This is a genomic window from Streptomyces sp. IMTB 2501 (assembly GCF_001953885.1).
Classification (GTDB): Bacteria; Actinomycetota; Actinomycetes; order Streptomycetales; family Streptomycetaceae; genus Streptomyces.
Genome location: NZ_MQUS01000001.1, coordinates 302,791 through 322,415, shown reverse-complemented (window position 1 = coordinate 322,415; position 19,625 = coordinate 302,791). Strand labels below are relative to the sequence as shown.

The window sequence follows — 19,625 nt, the reverse complement described above, 5'->3', positions numbered from 1 at the left end:
CGCACCGCCGAGCCCCTCCAAGAGCAGACTCGGCTGCAGGCTGGTCACATACGTGCCGTCGCCGCGCCTGACCTCCAGGACGCGCGCTACGGCCAGTGCCTTGACCGCTTCGCGGGCAAGGTTGCGGGACAGGCCCAGCTGCGCGGCCAGGTCCGCCTCCGGTGGGAGTTTCGAGCCTGGAGGCAGCGCACCGGTCCGGATCAGCTCACGGATCTGCTCGATGGCCTTGTCCGTCAGAGACATCGCACATCCCTCCCCCACCGTGCCCCGCGAGGACGTCCGACCTGATCAGCCCCTGCGCCCGCAGATCGTCCCAGAGGCCGTCCGGGACGCGCTGACCATGGAGTTCCACGTTTCGTCCGACCTGTTCCGCAGTCCGCATGCCGAGGGTGACGTTGATGACACTGGGATGGGTGTGCGGGAAGGCGATCGCGGCGGCGGGCAGGCTGGTCCCGTGCGCCTCGCAGACCTCGGCGATCGCCCGGGCGCGGACGACCAGAGTCGGCGGGGCGTCCCGATAGTCGTACTTCATGCCCTCGGCGGGCCGGTCGCGGGAGAGCAGTCCCGAGTTGAACACGCCCACCGCCACGACGTTCTTGCCGAGTTCCCGCGCGGCGGGCAGGACGTCGTCCAGCGCCGACTGGTCCAGGAGCGTGTAGCGGCCGGCGAGCATCACTACGTCGGCGGCCGTCTCGCGCAGGAAGCGGGCGAGCATCGCCGACTGGTTCATGCCGGCGCCGATCGCTCCGATCACACCCTGGTCCCGCAGTTCGGCAAGCGTGGGCATGGCCTCCCGGGCGGCCTGCCACCAGTGGTCGTCCGGATCGTGCAGGTAGACGATGTCCAGCCGGTCCAGGCCGGTGCGCTCCAGTGTGTCCTCGATCGAGCGGAGTACGCCGTCGCGGCTGAAGTCCCACTGCCGGCACAGGTCGTCCCGTACGGCGAAGCCTTCGGTGTCGACGCCACGTGGCTCCTCGTTGGGCACCAGCAGCCTGCCCACCTTCGAGGAGATGACGTACTCGTCGCGCGGGCGCCCCTGGAGGGCGGCACCCAGGCGGCGCTCGGAGAGGCCGAGGCCGTAGTGCGGTGCGGTGTCGAAATACCGCAGGCCGGCCTCCCATGCCGCATCGACGGCGGCGGTCGCGTCGGCGGCCGGGGTGACGTGGTAGAGGTTGCCGATCACAGATGCCCCGAAGCCGAGCTCGGTGAGTGAGACGGACGTGTTCTGGATCTTCCGCTGGTGCAAGACGTGCTCCTGGGATGCGGGCGATGGGGGGCGCCGGTCAGCGTCTGACGTGGGGCGTCCCGCCCGCGATGAGCGCCTCGATCTCGGCGAGCGAGGCCATGGAGACGTCTCCGGGCGTGGTCATGGTGAGCGCGCCGTGGGCGGTGCCGTAGGCCAGGGCCCGCTCCAGGCCGGCGTCGTCGAGCAGTCCGTGGATCAGGCCGGCGGCGAAGGCGTCGCCGGAGCCGATGCGGTCCAGGACCTGCAGGCCGGGCATCCGGGGGCCGGGGACGAAGCCGGTTTCGGCGGACCAGGCGGCCGAGGACCAGTCGTTGACTCCGGCCGATGGTACGCCGCGCAGGGTCGTCGCCAGTACTTTCGCCGCGGGCAGCAGGTCGGCCAACTCGGCGAGGGCGTCCGCCACTTCGTCGCCCCCGATGCGCGCCTGTCCCGGGTGCGTCCCGGCCAGGCCCAGGGTGCCCACCACGACGTCGGCGTGCCGGGCGAGCCGCAGGTCGGCCTCGCGGGCGGCGTCGGCGCCGCCCCGGCCTGCCCACAGGCTGGGGCGGTGGTTGGGGTCGTAGGAGACGGTGACGCCGTGGCGGCGGGCCGCGGCCATGGCCTCGTCGGCGACGTCCACCGTGGTGTCGGACAAGCCCGCGAAGATGCCGCCGGTGTGGAACCAGCGCACTCCGGACGAGAACACCGCGTCCCAGTCCACGTCGCCCTTGCGCAGCTGGGAGACGGCGGTGTGCGCGCGGTCGCTGACGCCCAGAGCGCCGCGGATGCCGTAGCCGCGTTCGACGAAGTTGAGGCCGTTGCGGGCGGTGCGGCCGATGCCGTCGTCGGGCACCCAGCGGATCAGCGAGGTGTCGACGCCGCCCTGGAGGATCAGGTCCTCGACGAGCCGGCCCACCGCGTTGTCGGCGAGGGCGGTCACGACGGCTGTGCGCAGCCCGAAGCAGCGGCGCAGTCCGCGTACCACGTTGTACTCGCCGCCGCCCTCCCAGACCTGGAAGGAGCGGGCGGTGCGGATCCGTCCCTCGCCCGGGTCGAAGCGCAGCATCACCTCGCCGAGAGCCACCACGTCGATCACGTCATGCTCCTCTCCACCGCCTCGGCGGTCAGTCGGCGGATCTCCGCATAGTCGCCTCGCTCCAGGTGGGCGGCGGTGGCCATCCAGCTGCCGCCGACCGCGAGAACCGCCGGGTCGGCGAGGTAGGCGGCCAGGCGGGAGGCGTCGATCCCGCCGGTCGGCACGAAGCGCGTCCCGGGGAAGGGCCGCGAGCGCCCGCAGCGTCCGCGGGCCGCCGAGCGGCTCGGCGGGGAAGAGCTTGACGGTGTCGAGGCCCGCCTTCAGGGCACGCATCAGCTCGGTGGCGGTGGCGATGCCGGGTACCACGGGCACCCCCAGCTCGCGGCACTTGGCCACGACCTCCCCGTCGAAGCCGGGGGACACCACGAAGCGGGCCCCGGCCGCCACCGCCCGCTCCGCCTGCTCGGGCGTGCGGACCGTGCCGGCGCCGACGGTGAGCCCGCCATGGGCGGCCATCGTCTTGAGCACCTGCTCGGCGTCCGGTGTGCGGAAGGTGACCTCGGCACACCGGGCACCGCCCGCGGTGAGCGCGTCGGCGAGTGGGCCGGCGGTGGCCGTGGACGGCACGGTCAGCACGGGCAGGAGACGGGCCCCGGCCAGTGCGGTGGCCGGGTCGGGGACGCTCACCGGCCGAGCCATCCGCCGTCGACGGGCAGGACGACGCCGTGGACGTAGGCGGCGGCGTCCGAGGCGAGGAAGACCGTGGCGCCCGCCAGGTCGTCGCCGCCGCCCCAGCGGCCGGCCGGGATCCGGTCCAGGATCGCCTTGCTGCGCACCGGGTCGTCCCGCAGGGCCTGGGTGTTGTCGGTGGCGATGTAGCCGGGCGCGAGGGCGTTGACGTTCACCCCGTGCGGCGCCCACTCGTTGGCCAGCGCCTTGGTCAGACCGGCGATGCCGTGCTTGGCTGCGGTGTATCCGGGCACGGTGATGCCGCCCTGGAAACTCAGCAGCGACGCCGTGAAGATGACCTTCCCTTCGCCGCGGGCCACCATCGCACCGCCGACCGCCCGGGTCAGCGCGAACTGCGCGTTGAGGTTGACCTGGAGCACCAACTCCCAGTCTGCGTCGGTGTGTTCGGCGGCCGGAGCGCGGCGGATCGTGCCCGCGTTGTTGACCAGGATGTCCACCGGGCGCTCGCGTCGGGCGAGGTCCGCGCCCAGGGCTCGTACGGCGGCGGGGTCGGCGAAGTCGGTCCGGATCGCCTCGAAGGAACGGCCCGCGGCGTGCACGTCCTTCTCCACCGCGCTGCCGGACTCCTCCAGCGCGGCGCTCACCCCGATGACGTCCGCGCCGGCCTCGGCCAGCGCGCGGGCCATGGCCCGGCCGATACCGCGCCGAGCCCCGGTGACGACGGCGAGCCTCCCGGTGAGGTCGAAGGCGGTCATGCGGCCGCTCCCTCGGTGGTGTCGGTGCAGTCCACGAGGATCTTCATCACGTCACCGCCGCCCTCCAGGGCCTCGAACGCGGCCGGTGCCTGCGTGAGGGGGACGACCTTGCTGATGAGGCGCTCGGCCGGGATCGTGCCGTCCGCGACCAGGGTCACCGCGCTCTCGAAGTCGCCACGGTCGTACAACCGGGCGCCCACCAGGGTGAGTTCGCGCCAGAAGAACCGGTGCAGGTTCACCTCGCGGGGGCGGGGGTGGATGGCGACGAGGCAGAGACGGCCGCGTACGCCCAGCACGTCGACGGCCGTGTCCACGCCGCCCGTCGCGCCGGACACCTCGAAGGCGACATCCGCACCCGCGTCCCGCGTCCACGCGTCGACCAGGGCGCCGATGTCGTCCGCGGCCGGGTCCCAGACGGTCAGCCCCAACTGCTCGGCCAGCAGCCGACGGTGGGCGCTCGGCTCCACCACCCGCACCTCGGCACCCGCGGCCCGTGCGACCAGCGCGATCAGCACACCGACCGGCCCGCCACCGACCACCACGGCCTTCTCGCCCTCGGCGACCTTCGCCCGGCCCACGTCGTGCACGGCCACCGCCGTCGGCTCGACGAGCGCGGCCCGGTCCAGGGCGAGGGAGTCCGGCAGCCGGATCAGGGTGGCGGCGGGCACCGTCCAGCGCTGCTGCATCGCGCCCGGGGAGTCGATGCCGATGAAGTCCAGGTGCTGGCAGATGTGCTGATGCCCGGCGCGGCAGGCCGGGCAGGTGCCGTCCCAGCGCAGTGGCATCACGGTGACCGCGTCGCCGGCCCGCCAGCCCTCCACTCCCGGCCCGACCCGCACGACCCGGCCGGACATCTCGTGCCCCAGAACGGCGGGCGTGTGGACCCGGGCGTCCATGTCGCCGTGGAAGATGTGCAGGTCGGTGCCGCAGATACCGACGTAGGCGGGAGCCAGCTCCACCTCTCCCGGACCAGGTGGCGCACCGGTCGCGGGAGCCGTGTCCAGGGTGCGGGCGGATGTGTAGCGGACGGCGAGGGTCATCGTGTCGTCAGGGTCCCTTCAGCGCGGACGCCGATGGTCAGCAGCAGGTTGGCGTAGGTACGGGTGTCGGCGGTGACGATCGTCAGCGCCAGGTCGGGCGAGCGGGCGGCGTCGTAGAACTCGAAGCGGCCGAGCGTGTCGACCGGGAGGGGCGCCAGCATCGAGCGGTACTCGGCGTTGGCGGGCGGTTCCGGTTCGCCCTCGGGCGGCACCATGACGTGGGCCGCCTCGGCGGGCAGGGCGCGCAGCAGGACGTCGAGCACGGTGGTGACGTCGAGCAGGCCGGGGGCCAGGTTGAGGTGGACGGTCCGGGCGCGCTCGCCGGTGGCGGTGCTCGCGGGGTAGTGGCCGTCCGCGAGCAGGACGCGCGATCCGTGGCCGGCTCCGGCCAGCGATTCGAGGATCCCTGGGTGCAGCAGTTCCGTCAGGAGCACGGTGTCCCCTCCTTCGTGGGGGCGGGGGTCAGGTGGTAGAAGGCGGTCGCGGTGCCGGCGAGCATCGCGTGGATCTCGGTGCCGGAGCAGCCGTCCAGGAGTTCCTCGACGGTGGCGGCCCACCGGTTCCATCCGGCGGCGAGGAGGCAGACCGGCCAGTCGGAGCCGAACATCAGCCGGTGGGGACCGAAGGCGGAGAGCAGGACGTCCCACACGGGGCGGATGTCGTCGATGGTCCACTTCTCGTGGTCGGCCTCCGTGATCAGGCCCGACACCTTGCAGCGGACCTGGGGATGCCTGGCCAGTGCGCGTACCAGCCGGGTCCAGTCGGTGAGGTCCCGCCCGGCGAGCGGTGGTTTGCCGGCGTGGTCCAGGACGAGCGGCAGCTCGGGGAGCCGTTCCGCGAGACGGATCGCCTGCGGGAGCTGGTGGCTGCGGATCAGCACGTCGTATCCGAGCCCGCGCGCCCCGACCGCAGCCAACCCCCTTTCCACGTCCGGTCGTTGGAGCCAGTGCGGATCGGGCTCGCCCTGCACGAGGTGGCGCAGGGCCCGCAGGTACCGGCCCGCGTGCCCGGTCCGCAGGTCGTCGAGTACGTCGCCGATCGCGGGGGACGTCAGGTCCGCCCAGCCGACCACGGCGCCGATCAGCGGGTCGCTGTCGGCCAGGGCGAGGAGGTCGCGCGTCTCGGGCACGGACGCGACGCACTGGACGACCACCGTGCTCGTCAGCCGTCGTCCGGCGATCGGCCGGGTCGCGGACGATCGCAAGGCGTGCGAGCTGAAGCTGCGGCGGATCGGCTCGTGCGCGGGCTCGTCCAGCCAGGGCTGCGGCCGGACGTCCAGGTCCCAGACGTGGTGGTGGGCGTCGACGAGGGCCTGGGCCTCAGACACGGGCGGTCCAGACGGGGCCGTCGGGGTAGGCGTACTCCTTGAGGGACGCGGGGTGCATCTGCGCGCTCAGCCCGGGCAGTGTCGGCGCCAGGTAGTGGCCGTCGACGATGCGCACCGGGTCGACGAAGTGCTCGTGCAGGTGGTCGACGTACTCGATGACACGGTCCTCTGTCGTGCCGGAGACCGCGACGTAGTCGAACATCGACAGGTGCTGCACCATCTCGCACAGGCCCACGCCACCCGCGTGCGGACAGACCGGGACGCCGAACTTCGCGGCGAGCAGCAGGATCGCGATGTTCTCGTTGACGCCCCCGACCCGCGCGGAGTCGATCTGCACGATGTCCACCGCGCCGGCCTGGAGGAGCTGCTTGAAGACGACGCGGTTGGCGATGTGCTCGCCGGTGGCGACCTTGATGGGGCTGACGGCCCTGCGCACGGCGGCGTGGCCGAGGATGTCGTCCGGTGAGGTGGGCTCCTCGATCCAGTACGGCTGGTAGGGGGCCAGGGCGTGCATCCAGTCGATCGCGGCCTGGACGTCCCATCTCTGGTTGGCGTCCACCGCGATGCGGATGCCGTCGCCGACCGTCTCGCGGGCGGTGCGCATGCGCCGTACGTCGTCCTCCAGGGACGCGCCGACCTTCAGCTTGATCTGGGTGAAGCCGTCGGCGACGGCCTCACGGGCCAGGCGGGCCAGCTTCTCGTCGGAGTAGCCGAGCCAGCCGGGGGTGGTGGTGTAGGCGGGGTAGCCCTGGTCGAGCAGGCGGCCGATGCGCTGTTCGCGGCCGGGCTCGGCGCGGCTCAGGATCTGGAGTGCCTCATCGGGGCTGAGGGCGTCGGACAGCCAGCGGAAGTCGACCTGCGCGACCAGGTCCTCGGGTGGCATCTCGCCGAGGAAGCGCCACACGGGCTTGCCGGCCCGCTTGGCGGCCAGGTCCCAGGCGGCGTTCACGACCGCGCCGGTGGCCATGTGGATGGCACCCTTCTCCGGTCCCAGCCAGCGCAGTTGCGGGTCGTGAACGAGGGAGCGGGAGAACGTGCCGAGGTCGGCGCAGACTTCGTCGACCGACAGGCCCACCACGTACGGGGCGAGGGCGGTGATGGCGGCGGCCTGCACGTCGTTGCCGCGGCCGGTGGTGAAGGCCAGGGCGTGGCCCTCCAGGCCGTCGCCGGCGTCGGTGCGCAGGACGACGTAGGCGGCGGAGTAGTCGGGTTCGGGGTTCATCGCGTCCGACCCGTCCAGGTGCTCGGACGTCGGGAACCGCACGTCCAGCACGTCCAGGGCGGTGATACGGGCAGCGGACACGGAAGCGGACAGGGCGGATGACATGGCGGCAACTCCTGTGAGGTGCGGGGGCGATACGGCCCCTTGCGGCGAGATGGGGGTGCGGCGGAGGATGCCGGGTGGCCTGGACGGCCGCCGCATTCACTCCTGGACCTTGCCGCCGGTGATCCGCGAGATGGTCAGGGCGACCAGGATGATCAGGCCGTTGAGGGCACCGATCCACTGGGCGGGGACACCGGCCAGCGTGAGCACGTTCTGGATCATGAAGAGCAGCAGGATGCCGCTGAACGCCCCGAACATGGTGCCCTTGCCGCCGTTCAGGCTGATCCCGCCGATGACGGCGGCGGCGAAGACGGTGAAGATGTAGCCGTTGCCCTGCGCCGAGGCGACCGAGGCGAGGCGTCCGGAGAGCATCAGTCCGGCGAGGGCGGCGAGGACGCTGCCGGTGACGATGACGATCCACAGCACCCGGTCGGTGCGGATGCCGGCCGCCTTCGCGGCGTCGATGTTGCCGCCGATGGCGTACAGCGAGCGGCCGAAGCTGGTCCAGCCGAGCACCACGATCGCGACGGCGAACAGCACCAGGCAGACCCAGATGGACGCGGGCATCCCGAACCATTCGGCGGTGCCGAGGTAGAGCATCGACTCCGGCAGCTGGAAGAAGGTCTGGCCGCCGGAGATGCCGGTGAGGACACCGCGCAGGACGATCAGCATGCCGAGGGTGACGATGAAGCCGTTGAGGCCGAAGCGGATGATCAGCAGGGCGTTGATCACGCCGACGACCGCGCCCACGGCCAGGGTCACGGGAACGGACCACGCGCCGGGGAGCAGTCCGAGTCCGTGGCCCGCTCCGGCCGGCACGACCAGCCAGGCCGCGACGCCGGGCGCGAGGCCCATGGTGGACTCAAGCGACAGGTCCATCTTCTTGACGATCAGGATCATCGTCTGCGCGAGGACCAGCAGGGCCATCTCGGACATGGTCTGCAGGACGTTGAGGAGGTTGTCGGCCTGCAGGAAGACCGGGTTGACGATCTGGCCGACGATCGCGATGACCACGATGGCCGGGACGAGCGCGAGGTCGCGCAGCCAGGCCAGGGGTATCCGGCCGCCGAGCAGCACGGTCCGCCCGGGCGCCGGCTCCGCGCCGTTGGCGGCGGTGTCCGCGAGGGTAGTTTCAGGCATCACTTCAGGCATGCAGGTCCACTCCTTCCATCGCGGCCACGAGGTCGTGGTCGTGCCAGCCGCGGGCGATCTCTGAGGTCACACGGCCCCGGAACATCACCAGGACCCGGTCGCACATGTGCAGGTCGTCGAGTTCGTCGGAGGCGATGAGCACTCCGGTTCCGGTGGCCGCGGTCTCCTCGACCTTGTCGAGGAGGAACTCCTTGGAGCGCACGTCCACGCCCGCGGTCGGGTTGATCAGAACAAGCAGCCGGGGGTCGTCGGCGAGGGCGCGGGCCATGACGACCTTCTGCTGGTTGCCTCCGGACAGTGCGGAGACGGGCAGTTCGGGACCGGGAGTCTTGATCGCGAGGTTCTCGATCATGCCCTCGGCGAGCCGGTCGCGGCGGCTGCGGCTGAGGAACCCGCCCTGGCCGAGCCTGCGGGGAACGGACAGGGTGGCGTTGTCCGCGATCGACATGTCGGGAACGAAGCCCTGGTGGTGCCGGTCCTGGGGGACGAACCCGGCACCTGCGGCGAGCGCGGCGGGCACGCTGCCCGGCCGGGGCCGCCTCCCGGCGATCTCCACCTCGCCCGCCGCTGCCGCCCGAAGCCCTACGACGGTCTCGGCGACCTCGGTACGACCGCTGCCGGCAGCCCCCGCGAGGCCGACGATCTCGCCGGCCGCGATCTGGAAGCTGACGTCGTCGTACGCGTCGCCCCGCAGAGCACGGACGCTCAGTGCGGCCGTGGCACCGGGGGCGAGGGCTCTCGTGCGTTCCTCGCGCCGGTCGGTCGCCGCCTCGCCGGTCATGGCGGCGACGAGGTCGGCGCGGGGAAGGTCCGCGACCGGTGCGGTCACGATGTGCCGGGCGTCTCGGAACACCGTCACCATGTCGCAGATCTCGTAGATCTCCTGGAGGTGGTGGCTGATGAACAGAAAGGTCACGCCCTGGCGTTGCAGGTCGCGAATACGGTCGAAGAGGCGGTTGATGGCCGCACCGTCGAGTTGGGCGGTCGGCTCGTCGAGGATGATGAACCGGGCCCCGAAGGACAGCGCGCGGGCGATCTCGACGAACTGCCGCTGCTCGACGCTCAGATCACCGGCCGGGGTCTGCGGGTCGACGTCCACCGACCAGGCCGACAGCAGGTCCCGTGCGCGGCGACGGGTGGCCTGCCAGCTGATGAGCCGGCTGTGTCCGTGGTCGTGCCGGTTCAGGAAGAGGTTCTCGGCGACGGTCAGTGCGGGGATGATGGTCGACTTCTGGTAGACGCAGGCCACGCGTTGCCGCCAGGCGTCACGGTCGCTGGGCCGGGGGGCCGGCTCGCCGCCGAAGGTCACCGTTCCCTCGTCGGGGGCCTGAAGGCCGGTGAGGACCGACACCAGGGTCGACTTGCCGGCTCCGTTGCGGCCGACCAGCGCGTGGGTCTCCCCGGGCCGGATGGTGATCCGGGCGCCGTTCAGGGCCACCGTCGGACCGAATCGTTTGACTATGCCCGCCGCCTCGACGACGGGCGGGCCCGAGGGGGACCGCCGGCCGTCCGCCCGGGCGGGCGCGGGGGTGACTGCTCGCTCCCCGTCGCTCATCTCAACCTCCTTGTCTTCGTGGGCCGTTGCGTTCCTGATGTGGAATCACCGTTGTGTCCCGATGAGAAATCAGAGGATCAGCCGAGGTTGTTGCCCCACAGCGCCTTGTCGTCGCTCTTGACGCTGGGCACGCCGCCGTAGGTGGCCCCGTCGGCGGTGACGAGCGGGGCGGAGAGCTGGTCCTCCAGCACGCCGTCGCGGACCTGGATGATGGCGCTGTCGTGGTCGGTCTTGCCGGGCTTGAACGTCTTCCCGTCGATCGCGGCCTTGACGTAGTACAGGGCGTACTTGGCGTAGAGGTCGGCCGGCTGCGAGACCGTGGCGTCGATCTTGCCCTCGGCGATGGACTGGAGCTCCTCGGGGATGCCGTCGTTGGACACGACGAACACGTGCTTCTTGTCCTTCGGACCCGCCAACAGGCCTTTCTGCTTCAGAACTTGCAGCGTGCCGGACAGCGCGAAGCTGGCCTCCATGTAGACGCCCTTGATGTCCGGGTTGGCCGTCAGGTCGGTCTGCAGCTTCTGGGCGGCGACCGCGCCGTCCCAGTTGGTGGCCTCGCCGAACACCTTGATGTCCGGGTAGTTCTTCTTCATACAGTCGTTGAACGCCTCGGTGCGGTCGCGGCCGTTGATGGAGGAGAGGTCGCCCTCAAGCATGACGACCTTGCCCTTGCCGCCGAGCTTTGTGCCGAGGTACTGGCAGGCCTTCTCCCCATAGGCGCGGTTGTCGGCGCGTACGACCATGTAGACCTTGCCGGTGTCGGGGCGGGTGTCGACGGTGACGACGGGGATCTTCTTCGCCTCCAGCTGCGCGAGGGTGGGCGCGATGGCGGCAGTGTCCTGCGGGGCCATCACGATCCCCTTGACTCCCTGACTGATGAACGTCTGTGCGTTGGCGGTGAGTTTGGCGACGTCGTTCTGCGAGTTGGTCGTCTTCAGGTCCATGCCCAGCTGCTTGCCGTACTGGGGCGTGTACTTGATGTAGGAGTTCCAGAAGTCGGTGTCGGAACGCGGGTAGTCGACGCCGACGAGCGGCGCGCCGCCGGACCCGGTGCCGGAGCCGCTGCTGCAGGCGCTGAGCAACGTCAGGGCGGACAGGACGGAGACGGCTGAACAGAGGGCGGTTCTGACTCTCATCGGTGCTTCCTCGCGCCGGTCCCGTAGCGGGAGATGTTTCGCCTCGACGACATCTGCGTATCGCCGTGCCGGAAGAGATGGGATGTTTATAGGTGCGCCCTTGCCGCCCTGTCTACCCCGCAGCCGAATAAGCATCATAATGCGAGCTCATGACCCATCCGAGATTTCGGACCGGCACCCAGAAGGCCAGATCCATCCCATCAATCCTCGCGTTTAGCTGATCCAAATGAGCCATGAAGCCCCTGACAGACATTCCATGTCTGGACAGTCGCAAATCGCATCAGATTGGCCTCAAGTAGAGCCAACTCCCTTGCTACTCAGCGCTTTTCATCCCTGCACACCGGTTGACATCCCGGGGAGACATGGCCGACCTTCATGCGTAACAAGCGACGCCCTGTATTCCCCTCCCCCTTCTGCACCAGGGATGTCTCCATGTCGAGTTCGATCAACAGACGCCACTTCCTGGCCGGTGCCACCTGCGTCGCCGCAGCGGCCGTTGCCGGAGGCGTGTTCGATGCCGGCACCGCCCAGGCCGCACCCAGCACGTATACGCCCGACTGGAACTCGGTCGACCAGCACCCGCCGGCCCCGGAGTGGTTCCAGGACGCGAAGTTCGGGATCTACTTCCACTGGGGCGTCTTCAGCGTCCCCGCCTACGACAACGAGTGGTACCCGCGGAACATGTACCAGGCGGGCAGCAACGCCAACCAACACCACATCGCGACGTACGGCCAGCCGTCGGCCTGGCCGTACCACGACTTCATCAACGGGGCACAGGACCTGGCGGGCGACTTCGTGAAGTTCGCGCCGAAACTGAAGTCGGCTGGCGGGAAGTTCGACCCCGACGAGTGGGTGCAGCTGTTCGTCGACGCCGGCGCCAGGTTCGCCGGCCCGGTCGCCGAGCACCACGACGGCTTCTCCATGTGGGACAGCCAGGTCAACGAGTGGAACTCGGTGAACAAGGGCCCGGGGCTCGACCTGCTGCGGCTCTTCTCCACGGCCATCCGCGCCAAGGGCCTCAAGCTGCTGGTGGCCATGCACCACGCGTACCACTTCAACGGCTTCTACGAGTTCGTCCCCGCCCAGACGGACCCCAGCCTCAAGAAGCTCTACGGGCAGCTGGGCTCGGCCGCGGAGAACCAGCTCTGGTTCGACAAGCTCAAGGAGGTCATCGACCGTACCCATCCCGACATCCTGTGGCAGGACTTCAGGATGGACGCCGTGGACGAGACACAGCGCCTGAACTTCCTGGCGTACTACTACAACCAGGCGGGCAGCTGGGGCAAAGAGGTCGTCGCCACGTACAAGGACGGCATGAACAGCAAGGGCGAGGTCTTCGACTACGAGCGCGGCGGTCCGGGGGACCTGGCCTCCCCGTACTGGCTGACCGACGACAGCATCTCCAGCAGCAGCTGGTGCTACACCCAGGGCATCGGCTACTACACCGTCCAGCAGATGCTGCACTCGTTCATCGACCGGGTCAGCAAGAACGGCAACATGCTGCTGAACATCGCGCCGATGGCCGACGGCACCATCCCCCAGGCGCAGAAGGACATCCTGCTCGGTATCGGAGACCACCTGAAGCGCTTCGGCGAGTCGGTGTATTCGACCCGCGCCTGGACGGCGTACGGAGAGGGCCCGACGAAGATGGGCGGCGGTGCGTTCACCACCCCGCACGCCGGCACGCCGCAGGACATCCGCTTCACCCGCGACAAGGCCGGCACCGTCCTGTACGCCACCGTCCTCGGCTGGCCGGGCAGCTCACTGACGATCAAGACGCTCAGCCCGGACCGGATCAACCTCTCGTCGCTGACCTCGGTGAAGCTCCTCGGCACCACCGCCAGCACCTACATCGACCTGCCCACGCCGGTTCAGAACTCCTCCGGCCTCACGGTCACCCTGCCCTCCTCGGCCCCGTACAGCGCGGGCGCCTACGTCCTGAAGCTCGCCTTCTCCGGCACGATCCCGGGCCTGCGGCCGCTCGCCGGCACCCTCGCCTCGACGGACGTCAACTACGGCGGCAACTCGGCCGTACTCACCCTCGGTGACTACACCACGGCCGACCTCACCTCGGCCGGGCTGGGCGCGGGCAGCATCTCCTCCCTCCGGCCGGCTCCCGGCTACCAGGTCATCGGCTACTCCGGGGACGACTTCACCGGCACCTCCTGGACGTTCACCGCCGAGAACCCCGACCTGCGGGTCACCGGCAACAACGACCAGATCGCCTCGCTGAGGGTCCAGTTCAACCCGGCGGCTCACTTCCGGCTCACCAACGCCACCGACGGACTCGCCCTGGACAGCGGCGGCGATGTGGCGTCCGGGTCCGACCTCAAGCAGTGGACGTGGAACGGCAGCTCCAACCTGCAGTGGCAGGCGGAGGCGGTCGGCGGCGGCTACTACCGACTGGTCAACCGGACGAACGGCTTGGTCGCCGACGGCTGGGGCGCCACCGACAACGGCTCTCCGGCCCGACAGGCTCCCTGGAACGGCGGTACCAACCAGCAGTGGAAGATCACTTCCCGGGGTGGCGACGCCTACTCGATCGCCAACCGCACCACCGGCCTGGTCCTCGACGGCGGTGGCAACGTCGGCTCGGGCTCCGTCACCAAGCAGTGGGCGTACGGCAGCAGCACCAACCTGCTGTGGTCCTTCACGTCCGTCTGATCCTCGGGACGGCCCGTACGCTGCGGTCACCGCCCATGTCGAGCTGTTCGAACTGAATCCTCGGAGTGGCGGCGATCTTCTCGCTCCGGGGGTGCAGGACCAACTGCCAGTTCCGGGGCACCGGCTGCCCGGAGGACACCTCGAAGGCGAGCGAGCCTCTTGGCACCACCCGGCAGCGGACCGGCCGCGGTCTTCGACGAGATGCGCACCTTCTTCGGGCCGAGGGCTGCCGTCCGCCCGCGCTCGGCGCCGCTGTCGACCTGGCGGCAGAGCTCGTCCTCGACCGGGCCGTGGTCCGGGGCCACGAGGCCGACCTCACCGTGCGTGATGATCTCGCGGGGCGCGCGCCTCGCTCTGCTCATTCGGAACGCCTCGTGCCCTTGGTCCGCACCTCCATCCCATCGCGGGCCCCGCGATGTTCACTCCGCCGACGAGCGGGCCCCCGACGGGCCGGACCCCCGTCACCCGAACGCAGCGCGATCTGCCGGAAGCATCGCCTCTCGGCAGACCGTCTCAATGGGGACGCCCTGGCGCTCGCAGATGCGGATGATCCGGTGGGTGCGGGCAGCGGTCAGGTCGTGAGCGCTGCCCGGCAACGGGGCGAGGGCCACAGCAACTGGCCGCCCCGATCGGTGACCACCTGCACGTTTTACCCCTTGCCGGTGGCGCTTGTGGGAGTAGTCGGCCCGTCCGTCGCCGACCCGGTCCCATTCGGCGAGCGTCCACATCGGCCTCGCGCAGGCCCTTCAGCAAGACGGGCGGAGCTTGCAGCGCCGGTCAGGGGCCTCGCTCGTTGCGCTTCGTGGACCGTCACCTGACCAGCGGCGCCAAGGCACGGCTGGCTCTCGATGTCGGAGGACCGAGGTCGACCGCTCCTGAGGATGGAGACGGACCGACCTCGGCCCTGATGTCCGGTCAGCCGCCGCTCACGGTCAGATTGTTGGTGTTGAAGTTGAGTCCGCCGGACGACGAGGTGATCTCATAGCCGAACTGCACGTCGCCGATGATCTCACTGCCGGGCATCCAGCCCTTGGTGTAGGCGATCCAGTTGAGGACCTGCTTGACGTCCACGGTGCCGGAGTTGGAGTTGGACGTCCGCAGGAACGAGAACACCTGGTTCGACCCGTTGGTGCCCTTGTAGACGTCCCAGTTGTGGCCGCCGAGCGTGACGTTGGCCTGCCAGCTGCCTATCGGGCCAACGGCCCCGGTGTGGTTGACCCAGAGCATGATCTCGTACTGGTGGGCGTTGTCCCAGATGTCGTACGACGTGTTGTACGCGCCGGACGACGGGACGCTGACGTCGTAGTTGCTGGTGAGCCAGCTGAGGGTGTCGATCGACTTGTTGATCGACTTCGTCGAGTTGGCGTAGGACTTGATGCCGCCGGTGTTGGGGTGGTCGGCCCAGACGCCCCAGCCGGTCCCGGAGTTGGCCCAGATGCACTGGCCGCCCGCACCGGAGCCCCATATGTTGTTGTAGAGCCTGTAACCGTCCAGGCTGGTGCTGGCCCACTGGTCGCAGGAGTTCCAGACTGCGGCCGAAGCGGGGGCGGAGGCGAGGCCGACGGTGGCACCGAGCGCCATCGCCGGCGCGAGCACCGCCATGGTTATCTTGCCTGTTCTGCTTTTCACCATGGTGTCCCTTCCATGGGTGGGGGGAGATGTGGGGGGTTCTCACCACGCCCCCTGCTGAGGACGTGGTCCTCTCCGGCGACGAGAGGGACCAGCTCCGCGTCGCCGGAAGAAGTCCTGGTGGGTGCAGGGCACCTCGCCGGTCACCGGACGGGGTCGCCGGGGTCTCAGCCCTTGATGGCTCCGGTGAGCATGCCCTTCTTGAAGTGCCGCTGGACGAAGGGGGAGGCAACCGCGACGGGGATCAGCGCGAGGACCATGACAGCCATCTGCAGCCCCAGCGAGGAGAGTTGTCCGGTGCGGACCTGCTGCTGGAGGCCGGTCGGCGCCTCGGTGTTCTTCTGGACCAGTTGGATGAGCACGTTCTGCAGCGGCATCATGTTCTGGTCGGAGAGGTAGATGGAGGCGTTGAACCAGGCACTCCAGTAACCGACCGCGTAGAACAGCGAGATGACGGCCAGCACCGCGCGCGACAGCGGCATGATGATGGTCAGCAGGATGCGCAGGTCACTGGCCCCGTCGATGCGGGCGGACTCGGTGAGTTCGGGTGAGATCCCCATGAAGAAGGCCCGCAGGACGAGGATGTTGAAGACACTGACCGCGCTCGGCAGGACCAGCGACGGATACGTGTCGGTGAGGCCCAGCGTCTGCACCAGAAGGTACGTCGGAATGAGACCGGCCCCGAAGAACATCGTCGCCATCATGGTCATCAGGAAGAACCGGTGGCCCAGACTCCCCTGCCGCGACAGGCCGTAGGCCGCCAGCACCGACACCGTCATCGAGAACAGCGTGCCGAAGAGCGTGACACCGACCGAGACCATGATCGCCCGACTGACCTGGCCGCCGCCGAGCAGTTCGGTGTAGTTGACGAAGGTGATGCCCTGGGGAATCACGACGAGGCCGCCGACCCGATCGATCACGGGTTTGGGAGAGAGGCTGGTGACGATCACGACCCACAGCGGACCGAGCACCCCCAGGCAGCAGAGCAGGAGGAAGCCGCTCTTGGCGGTGAGTTCTGCCTTGCTCGGCGGCTCCTCCCACACGGGGCGGGCGGGAGCCTTGAGGCTGCGGATGAGCTGCGTGTTGAGGCTCATTTCTTGTACACCCCCTGCTCGCCGAGCAGGTGCGCGACCTTGTTCGCGCCCAGGACGAGACACACTCCGATGGCTCCCTTGACGAGGCCGACCGCGGCCGCGTAGCTGAAGTCGCCGTACTTGATACCCACGCTCCACACATAGGTGTCGAGGACCTCGGCGGCCCTTGCACCGACCGCGTCCCGCTGGAGCAGGAACTGCTCGAATCCGACGCTCAGCGCGTCGCCCACCCGCAGGACCAGCAGCAGCGCGATCACCGGGCGCAGTGCGGGCAGCGTGACATGCCACATACGGCGCCAGCGCCCCGCGCCGTCCATGGCGGCGGCCTCGTACAAGTCGGTGCTGACGGCGGACAGGGCCGCGAGGAAGACGATGATCCCCCAGCCGGCGTCCTTCCACACGGCCTGCCCGATGACCAGATACTTGAAGACGTCCGCGTTGGTCATCAGGTCGAAGCCGCTCCATCCGTGCTTCTCCAGGGTCTGCGCGATGATGCCCGCGCCACCGAGGATCTGCTGGAACACGGTCACCACGAGGACCCACGAGAAGAAGTGCGGCAGATACATGATCGCCTGCGCCACGGCCCGCACCCGGGGCCGGATCACGCTGTTGATGACCAGCGCGAGGACGATCGGTACCGGGAAGAACAGCACCAGTTGGAGCACGAACAGGATGATGGTGTTCTTCACCGCGCTCCAGAACAGCGGGTCGTCGAGCATCCGCGAGAACTGCTCCACGCCCGCCCAGGGGCTGTGGAAGATCGCCGTGATGCCGTTGCTGGAGGCGTACGGGTCGTAGTCCTGGAAGGCGACGACGTTGCCGAGCAGGGGGACGTAGTTGAAGAGGAGGAGCAGGACGATGACGGGCAAGGTCATCAGGAGGAGCGCGCGGTCGCGGCGCAGCCGGATCCGCCACGGGACCTTGCCCGCCTTGCCGGCCTTGCTCGTCCTGCGTGGCACCCGGTCCTTCGCCGCCGCGGTGGCGACCGCGGCCGTCGGTTCCTCGACGGCCACGGAGGGGCGGGTCCCGTCGGGCCTGCTACCGGCCGTCATGGACATCAGTTGCCGCTGCCGTTCTTGTCGACGAGCTGCCTGTACCAGTCGCGCAGCTTGTCGCCACCGGAGGACCTCCAGGTGGAGATGGCCTGCTGCACATCGGACAGCTTCTTGTGGCCGCGCACGAAGTCGATCTCCAGCTGCTCGAACTGGCTGGCCAGGTTCGCGTAGCGGGTCGGCTCGACGATGTTCATGCCGTAGGTGGACGTCTTCTTCATGGAGGCACCCATCCGCTGCTGCCACTCGACCTGCTTGCGGGCGACATCGGGAAAGTCCGGGTGGGCGAAGTAGGGAGCCGGGGCGGCCAGCATCACCCAGGCGTTGATCACCTCGGAATTGCCCTGGTCGTTCTTGACCGGGATGCCGTCCTTGACCGTGTAGTGGGTGCCCTCGACGCCGTAGTCGACGAGCATGCGCTCCTTGGTGCCGTAGGGCGCTGCCGCGAAGTTGGCCGCGGCCAGCGCGTTCTCCACGGTCTCTTTGGAGGCTCCCTTGCGGATCAGCGACCAGATGCTGGCGGGCGAGGACGCCCACAGCTTCGGGTTGCCGCCGTCGGCGCCGAAGTAGTCCATGCCCTCGATCTTGAAGTCCGGATTGGACTTCGCCTGTTCGGCGGTTTTGACGTACCAGGCCGAGGCGTCGCTGGCGAAGACCAGGATCTGCCCGGAGGTGAACCGCTGGCCCGCGTCGCCGGTGCGCGCCTTGTCGTCGGGATGGACCACGCCGGCGTCGAACAGCTTGCGAGTCCACTCCAGGGCCTCAAGGTACTCGGGCTGCTCGATGCGGTAGGTCAGCTTGCCGTCGTCCCCGATGTTCCAGCCGAGCGTCCCGGAGGGGCGGACGCCGAAGATGCCCGCCGATACCCAGGTCATGTCCCCGCAGGCGTACACCTTGGCCTTGGCGCTGGTGACGTCCTTGGCCCAGCTGAGGAACTCCTCGGGTGACTTGGGTAGCGTGTAGCCCTTCTTGTCGAAGATGTCCTTGCGGTAGTAGGGCACGATGGACGACGCGGCGGCGGTGGGCATCGGGATACCGCGCAGCGCTCCGCCGAAGATGGACATGCGCCAGGAGTCGGAGGGGATCGCGGCCAGGTTCGGGTACTTCTTGACGTTGTCGCCCGCCAGGTAGGGGCCGAGGTCCATGAACTTCGCGGCCACCGCGTTCGGGATCTGGCCGACCAGCAACCAGCTGGGCAAGACCACCATGTCGGGCATGGAGCTGGAGGCGAGGACGGCGCCGAGCTTCTGGGCGTAGGTGTTGCCGTCCTGGTTCTGCCAGGTGACCTTGGTACCCGCCGCCGCGTCGACCGCCTTGTAGTACGCGCACCCGGTCTTCGGCGGGGTGCCCCAGAGGGGGGACATGATCGTGAAGGGAGCGCCGGTGCCGAGCTTGTGCGGGACCGAGGTGGCCAGGGCCGCGAGGTCGACCTTGCGGGTGTAGCCGGCCGACGAACCGTTCTTCGACGGAAGGTCCGGCTTGGCGACCGTGCCGGCGACGTAAGTCGGGAGCAGCTTGTCGGCGGCCTTGCCCGACGTGGTGCCGCCTTGCGACCCGTTGTCCGAGCCACCGCAGGCGGTGAGCAGCGGCATTCCCCCGGCCACCGCTGCGGTGGCGACCGCCGTGGAGGCGAGAAAGCTTCTCCGGCTCAGTCCGGAGGAGTCGGCGTTCGGCGTCATTGCGTCAACCCTTCATGGCGCACCTGGACACCCGGCGGTGGGCCGTCGGCTGCGGTGTCGTGACTGGAACTGGCTGAGCTGAAAGCAGACATCCCATTACTACGACGTGATTTACAGTCGAAGCGCTTCGAAGTTGCTGTGAGGTTAAGTGAACTCCCATGGACGCACAAGGGTCGGTTCCAAGATTCATACGAGGTGCAGGAAGGCACTCCACGTATGCCCTGCATGATGCATTGACGTTGATCTCTTGACACCCATCCGATGTCT

The 19,625-nt window shown here is 69.2% G+C and carries 15 protein-coding genes and 3 pseudogenes; 1 reads left to right on the top strand and 17 read right to left on the bottom strand.

The window, feature by feature from the left end:
* Positions 1-5: 5 nt before the first annotated feature.
* From AV521_RS01590 to AV521_RS01535, 12 genes and pseudogenes are all read right to left on the bottom strand, one after another.
* Positions 6-243 (bottom strand): annotated as a pseudogene (locus tag AV521_RS01590) (FadR/GntR family transcriptional regulator); the annotation flags it as partial.
* Complete coding sequence (locus tag AV521_RS01585) at positions 206-1,246, bottom strand: aldo/keto reductase (RefSeq protein WP_076082423.1); 1,041 nt, start codon at positions 1,244-1,246, stop codon at positions 206-208. The pseudogene AV521_RS01590 and the gene AV521_RS01585, both read right to left, overlap by 38 nt.
* Before the next feature lie 37 nt (positions 1,247-1,283).
* On the bottom strand, positions 1,284-2,321 hold the full coding sequence (locus tag AV521_RS01580; RefSeq protein ID WP_076082421.1) for a sugar kinase: 1,038 nt from the start codon (positions 2,319-2,321) through the stop codon (positions 1,284-1,286).
* Between the two features lie 89 nt (positions 2,322-2,410).
* A pseudogene (locus tag AV521_RS01575) lies at positions 2,411-2,960 on the bottom strand (bifunctional 4-hydroxy-2-oxoglutarate aldolase/2-dehydro-3-deoxy-phosphogluconate aldolase); the annotation flags it as partial.
* Positions 2,945-3,706, bottom strand: coding sequence for an SDR family NAD(P)-dependent oxidoreductase (locus tag AV521_RS01570; protein ID WP_076082420.1), 762 nt, complete (start codon positions 3,704-3,706; stop codon positions 2,945-2,947). The pseudogene AV521_RS01575 and the gene AV521_RS01570, both read right to left, overlap by 16 nt.
* Positions 3,703-4,746: a zinc-binding dehydrogenase gene (locus AV521_RS01565; protein ID WP_076082418.1), complete on the bottom strand. Its 1,044-nt coding sequence runs from the start codon at positions 4,744-4,746 to the stop codon at positions 3,703-3,705. Before AV521_RS01565 ends, AV521_RS01570 begins: the two co-directional genes overlap by 4 nt.
* The gene (locus AV521_RS01560) at positions 4,743-5,180 is read right to left on the bottom strand and encodes an RbsD/FucU domain-containing protein (protein ID WP_076082416.1); all 438 of its coding nucleotides are present in this window, start codon (positions 5,178-5,180) and stop codon (positions 4,743-4,745) included. Before AV521_RS01560 ends, AV521_RS01565 begins: the two co-directional genes overlap by 4 nt.
* Positions 5,171-6,073 carry an amidohydrolase gene (locus AV521_RS01555; protein WP_076082414.1) on the bottom strand — a complete coding sequence of 301 codons (903 nt, stop codon included), beginning with the start codon at positions 6,071-6,073 and terminating at the stop codon, positions 5,171-5,173. The genes AV521_RS01560 and AV521_RS01555 overlap by 10 nt, the downstream gene beginning before the upstream one ends.
* Entirely contained in the window at positions 6,066-7,400 is a 1,335-nt protein-coding gene (locus AV521_RS01550) for an L-fuconate dehydratase (protein ID WP_076082413.1), read from the bottom strand. Before AV521_RS01550 ends, AV521_RS01555 begins: the two co-directional genes overlap by 8 nt.
* Positions 7,401-7,496: 96 nt before the next feature.
* Positions 7,497-8,537, bottom strand: a complete 1,041-nt coding sequence (locus AV521_RS01545) for an ABC transporter permease (RefSeq protein ID WP_076083415.1) — start codon at positions 8,535-8,537, stop codon at positions 7,497-7,499.
* 4 nt (positions 8,538-8,541) lie between these two features.
* On the bottom strand, positions 8,542-10,104 hold the full coding sequence (locus AV521_RS01540; protein WP_076082411.1) for a sugar ABC transporter ATP-binding protein: 1,563 nt from the start codon (positions 10,102-10,104) through the stop codon (positions 8,542-8,544).
* A 77-nt stretch (positions 10,105-10,181) separates the two neighbouring features.
* Complete coding sequence (locus AV521_RS01535) at positions 10,182-11,240, bottom strand: sugar ABC transporter substrate-binding protein (RefSeq protein WP_076082409.1); 1,059 nt, start codon at positions 11,238-11,240, stop codon at positions 10,182-10,184.
* A 432-nt stretch (positions 11,241-11,672) separates the two neighbouring features.
* Between AV521_RS01535 and AV521_RS01530 the strand changes: the two genes are divergently transcribed.
* A complete protein-coding gene (locus AV521_RS01530) occupies positions 11,673-13,904 on the top strand; it encodes an alpha-L-fucosidase (RefSeq protein ID WP_076082407.1) in 2,232 nt (743 codons plus the stop codon).
* Between the two features lie 515 nt (positions 13,905-14,419).
* On the opposite strand, the pseudogene AV521_RS46305 reads toward AV521_RS01530, so the two are convergent.
* The 5 genes and pseudogenes from AV521_RS46305 to AV521_RS01505 all read right to left on the bottom strand — a co-directional run.
* Positions 14,420-14,626, bottom strand: a pseudogene (locus AV521_RS46305) (transposase family protein); the annotation flags it as partial.
* A gap of 193 nt (positions 14,627-14,819) precedes the next feature.
* On the bottom strand, positions 14,820-15,536 hold the full coding sequence (locus AV521_RS01520) for a hypothetical protein (RefSeq protein ID WP_076082403.1): 717 nt from the start codon (positions 15,534-15,536) through the stop codon (positions 14,820-14,822).
* Positions 15,537-15,700: 164 nt separating this feature from the next.
* Positions 15,701-16,627, bottom strand: a complete 927-nt coding sequence (locus tag AV521_RS01515) for a carbohydrate ABC transporter permease (RefSeq protein WP_076082401.1) — start codon at positions 16,625-16,627, stop codon at positions 15,701-15,703.
* Positions 16,624-17,685 carry a sugar ABC transporter permease gene (locus AV521_RS01510; RefSeq protein ID WP_076082399.1) on the bottom strand — a complete coding sequence of 354 codons (1,062 nt, stop codon included), beginning with the start codon at positions 17,683-17,685 and terminating at the stop codon, positions 16,624-16,626. The genes AV521_RS01515 and AV521_RS01510 overlap by 4 nt, the downstream gene beginning before the upstream one ends.
* The gene (locus tag AV521_RS01505) at positions 17,685-19,358 is read right to left on the bottom strand and encodes an extracellular solute-binding protein (RefSeq protein ID WP_076082397.1); all 1,674 of its coding nucleotides are present in this window, start codon (positions 19,356-19,358) and stop codon (positions 17,685-17,687) included. The genes AV521_RS01510 and AV521_RS01505 overlap by 1 nt, the downstream gene beginning before the upstream one ends.
* Between the last annotated feature and the right edge of the window lie 267 nt (positions 19,359-19,625).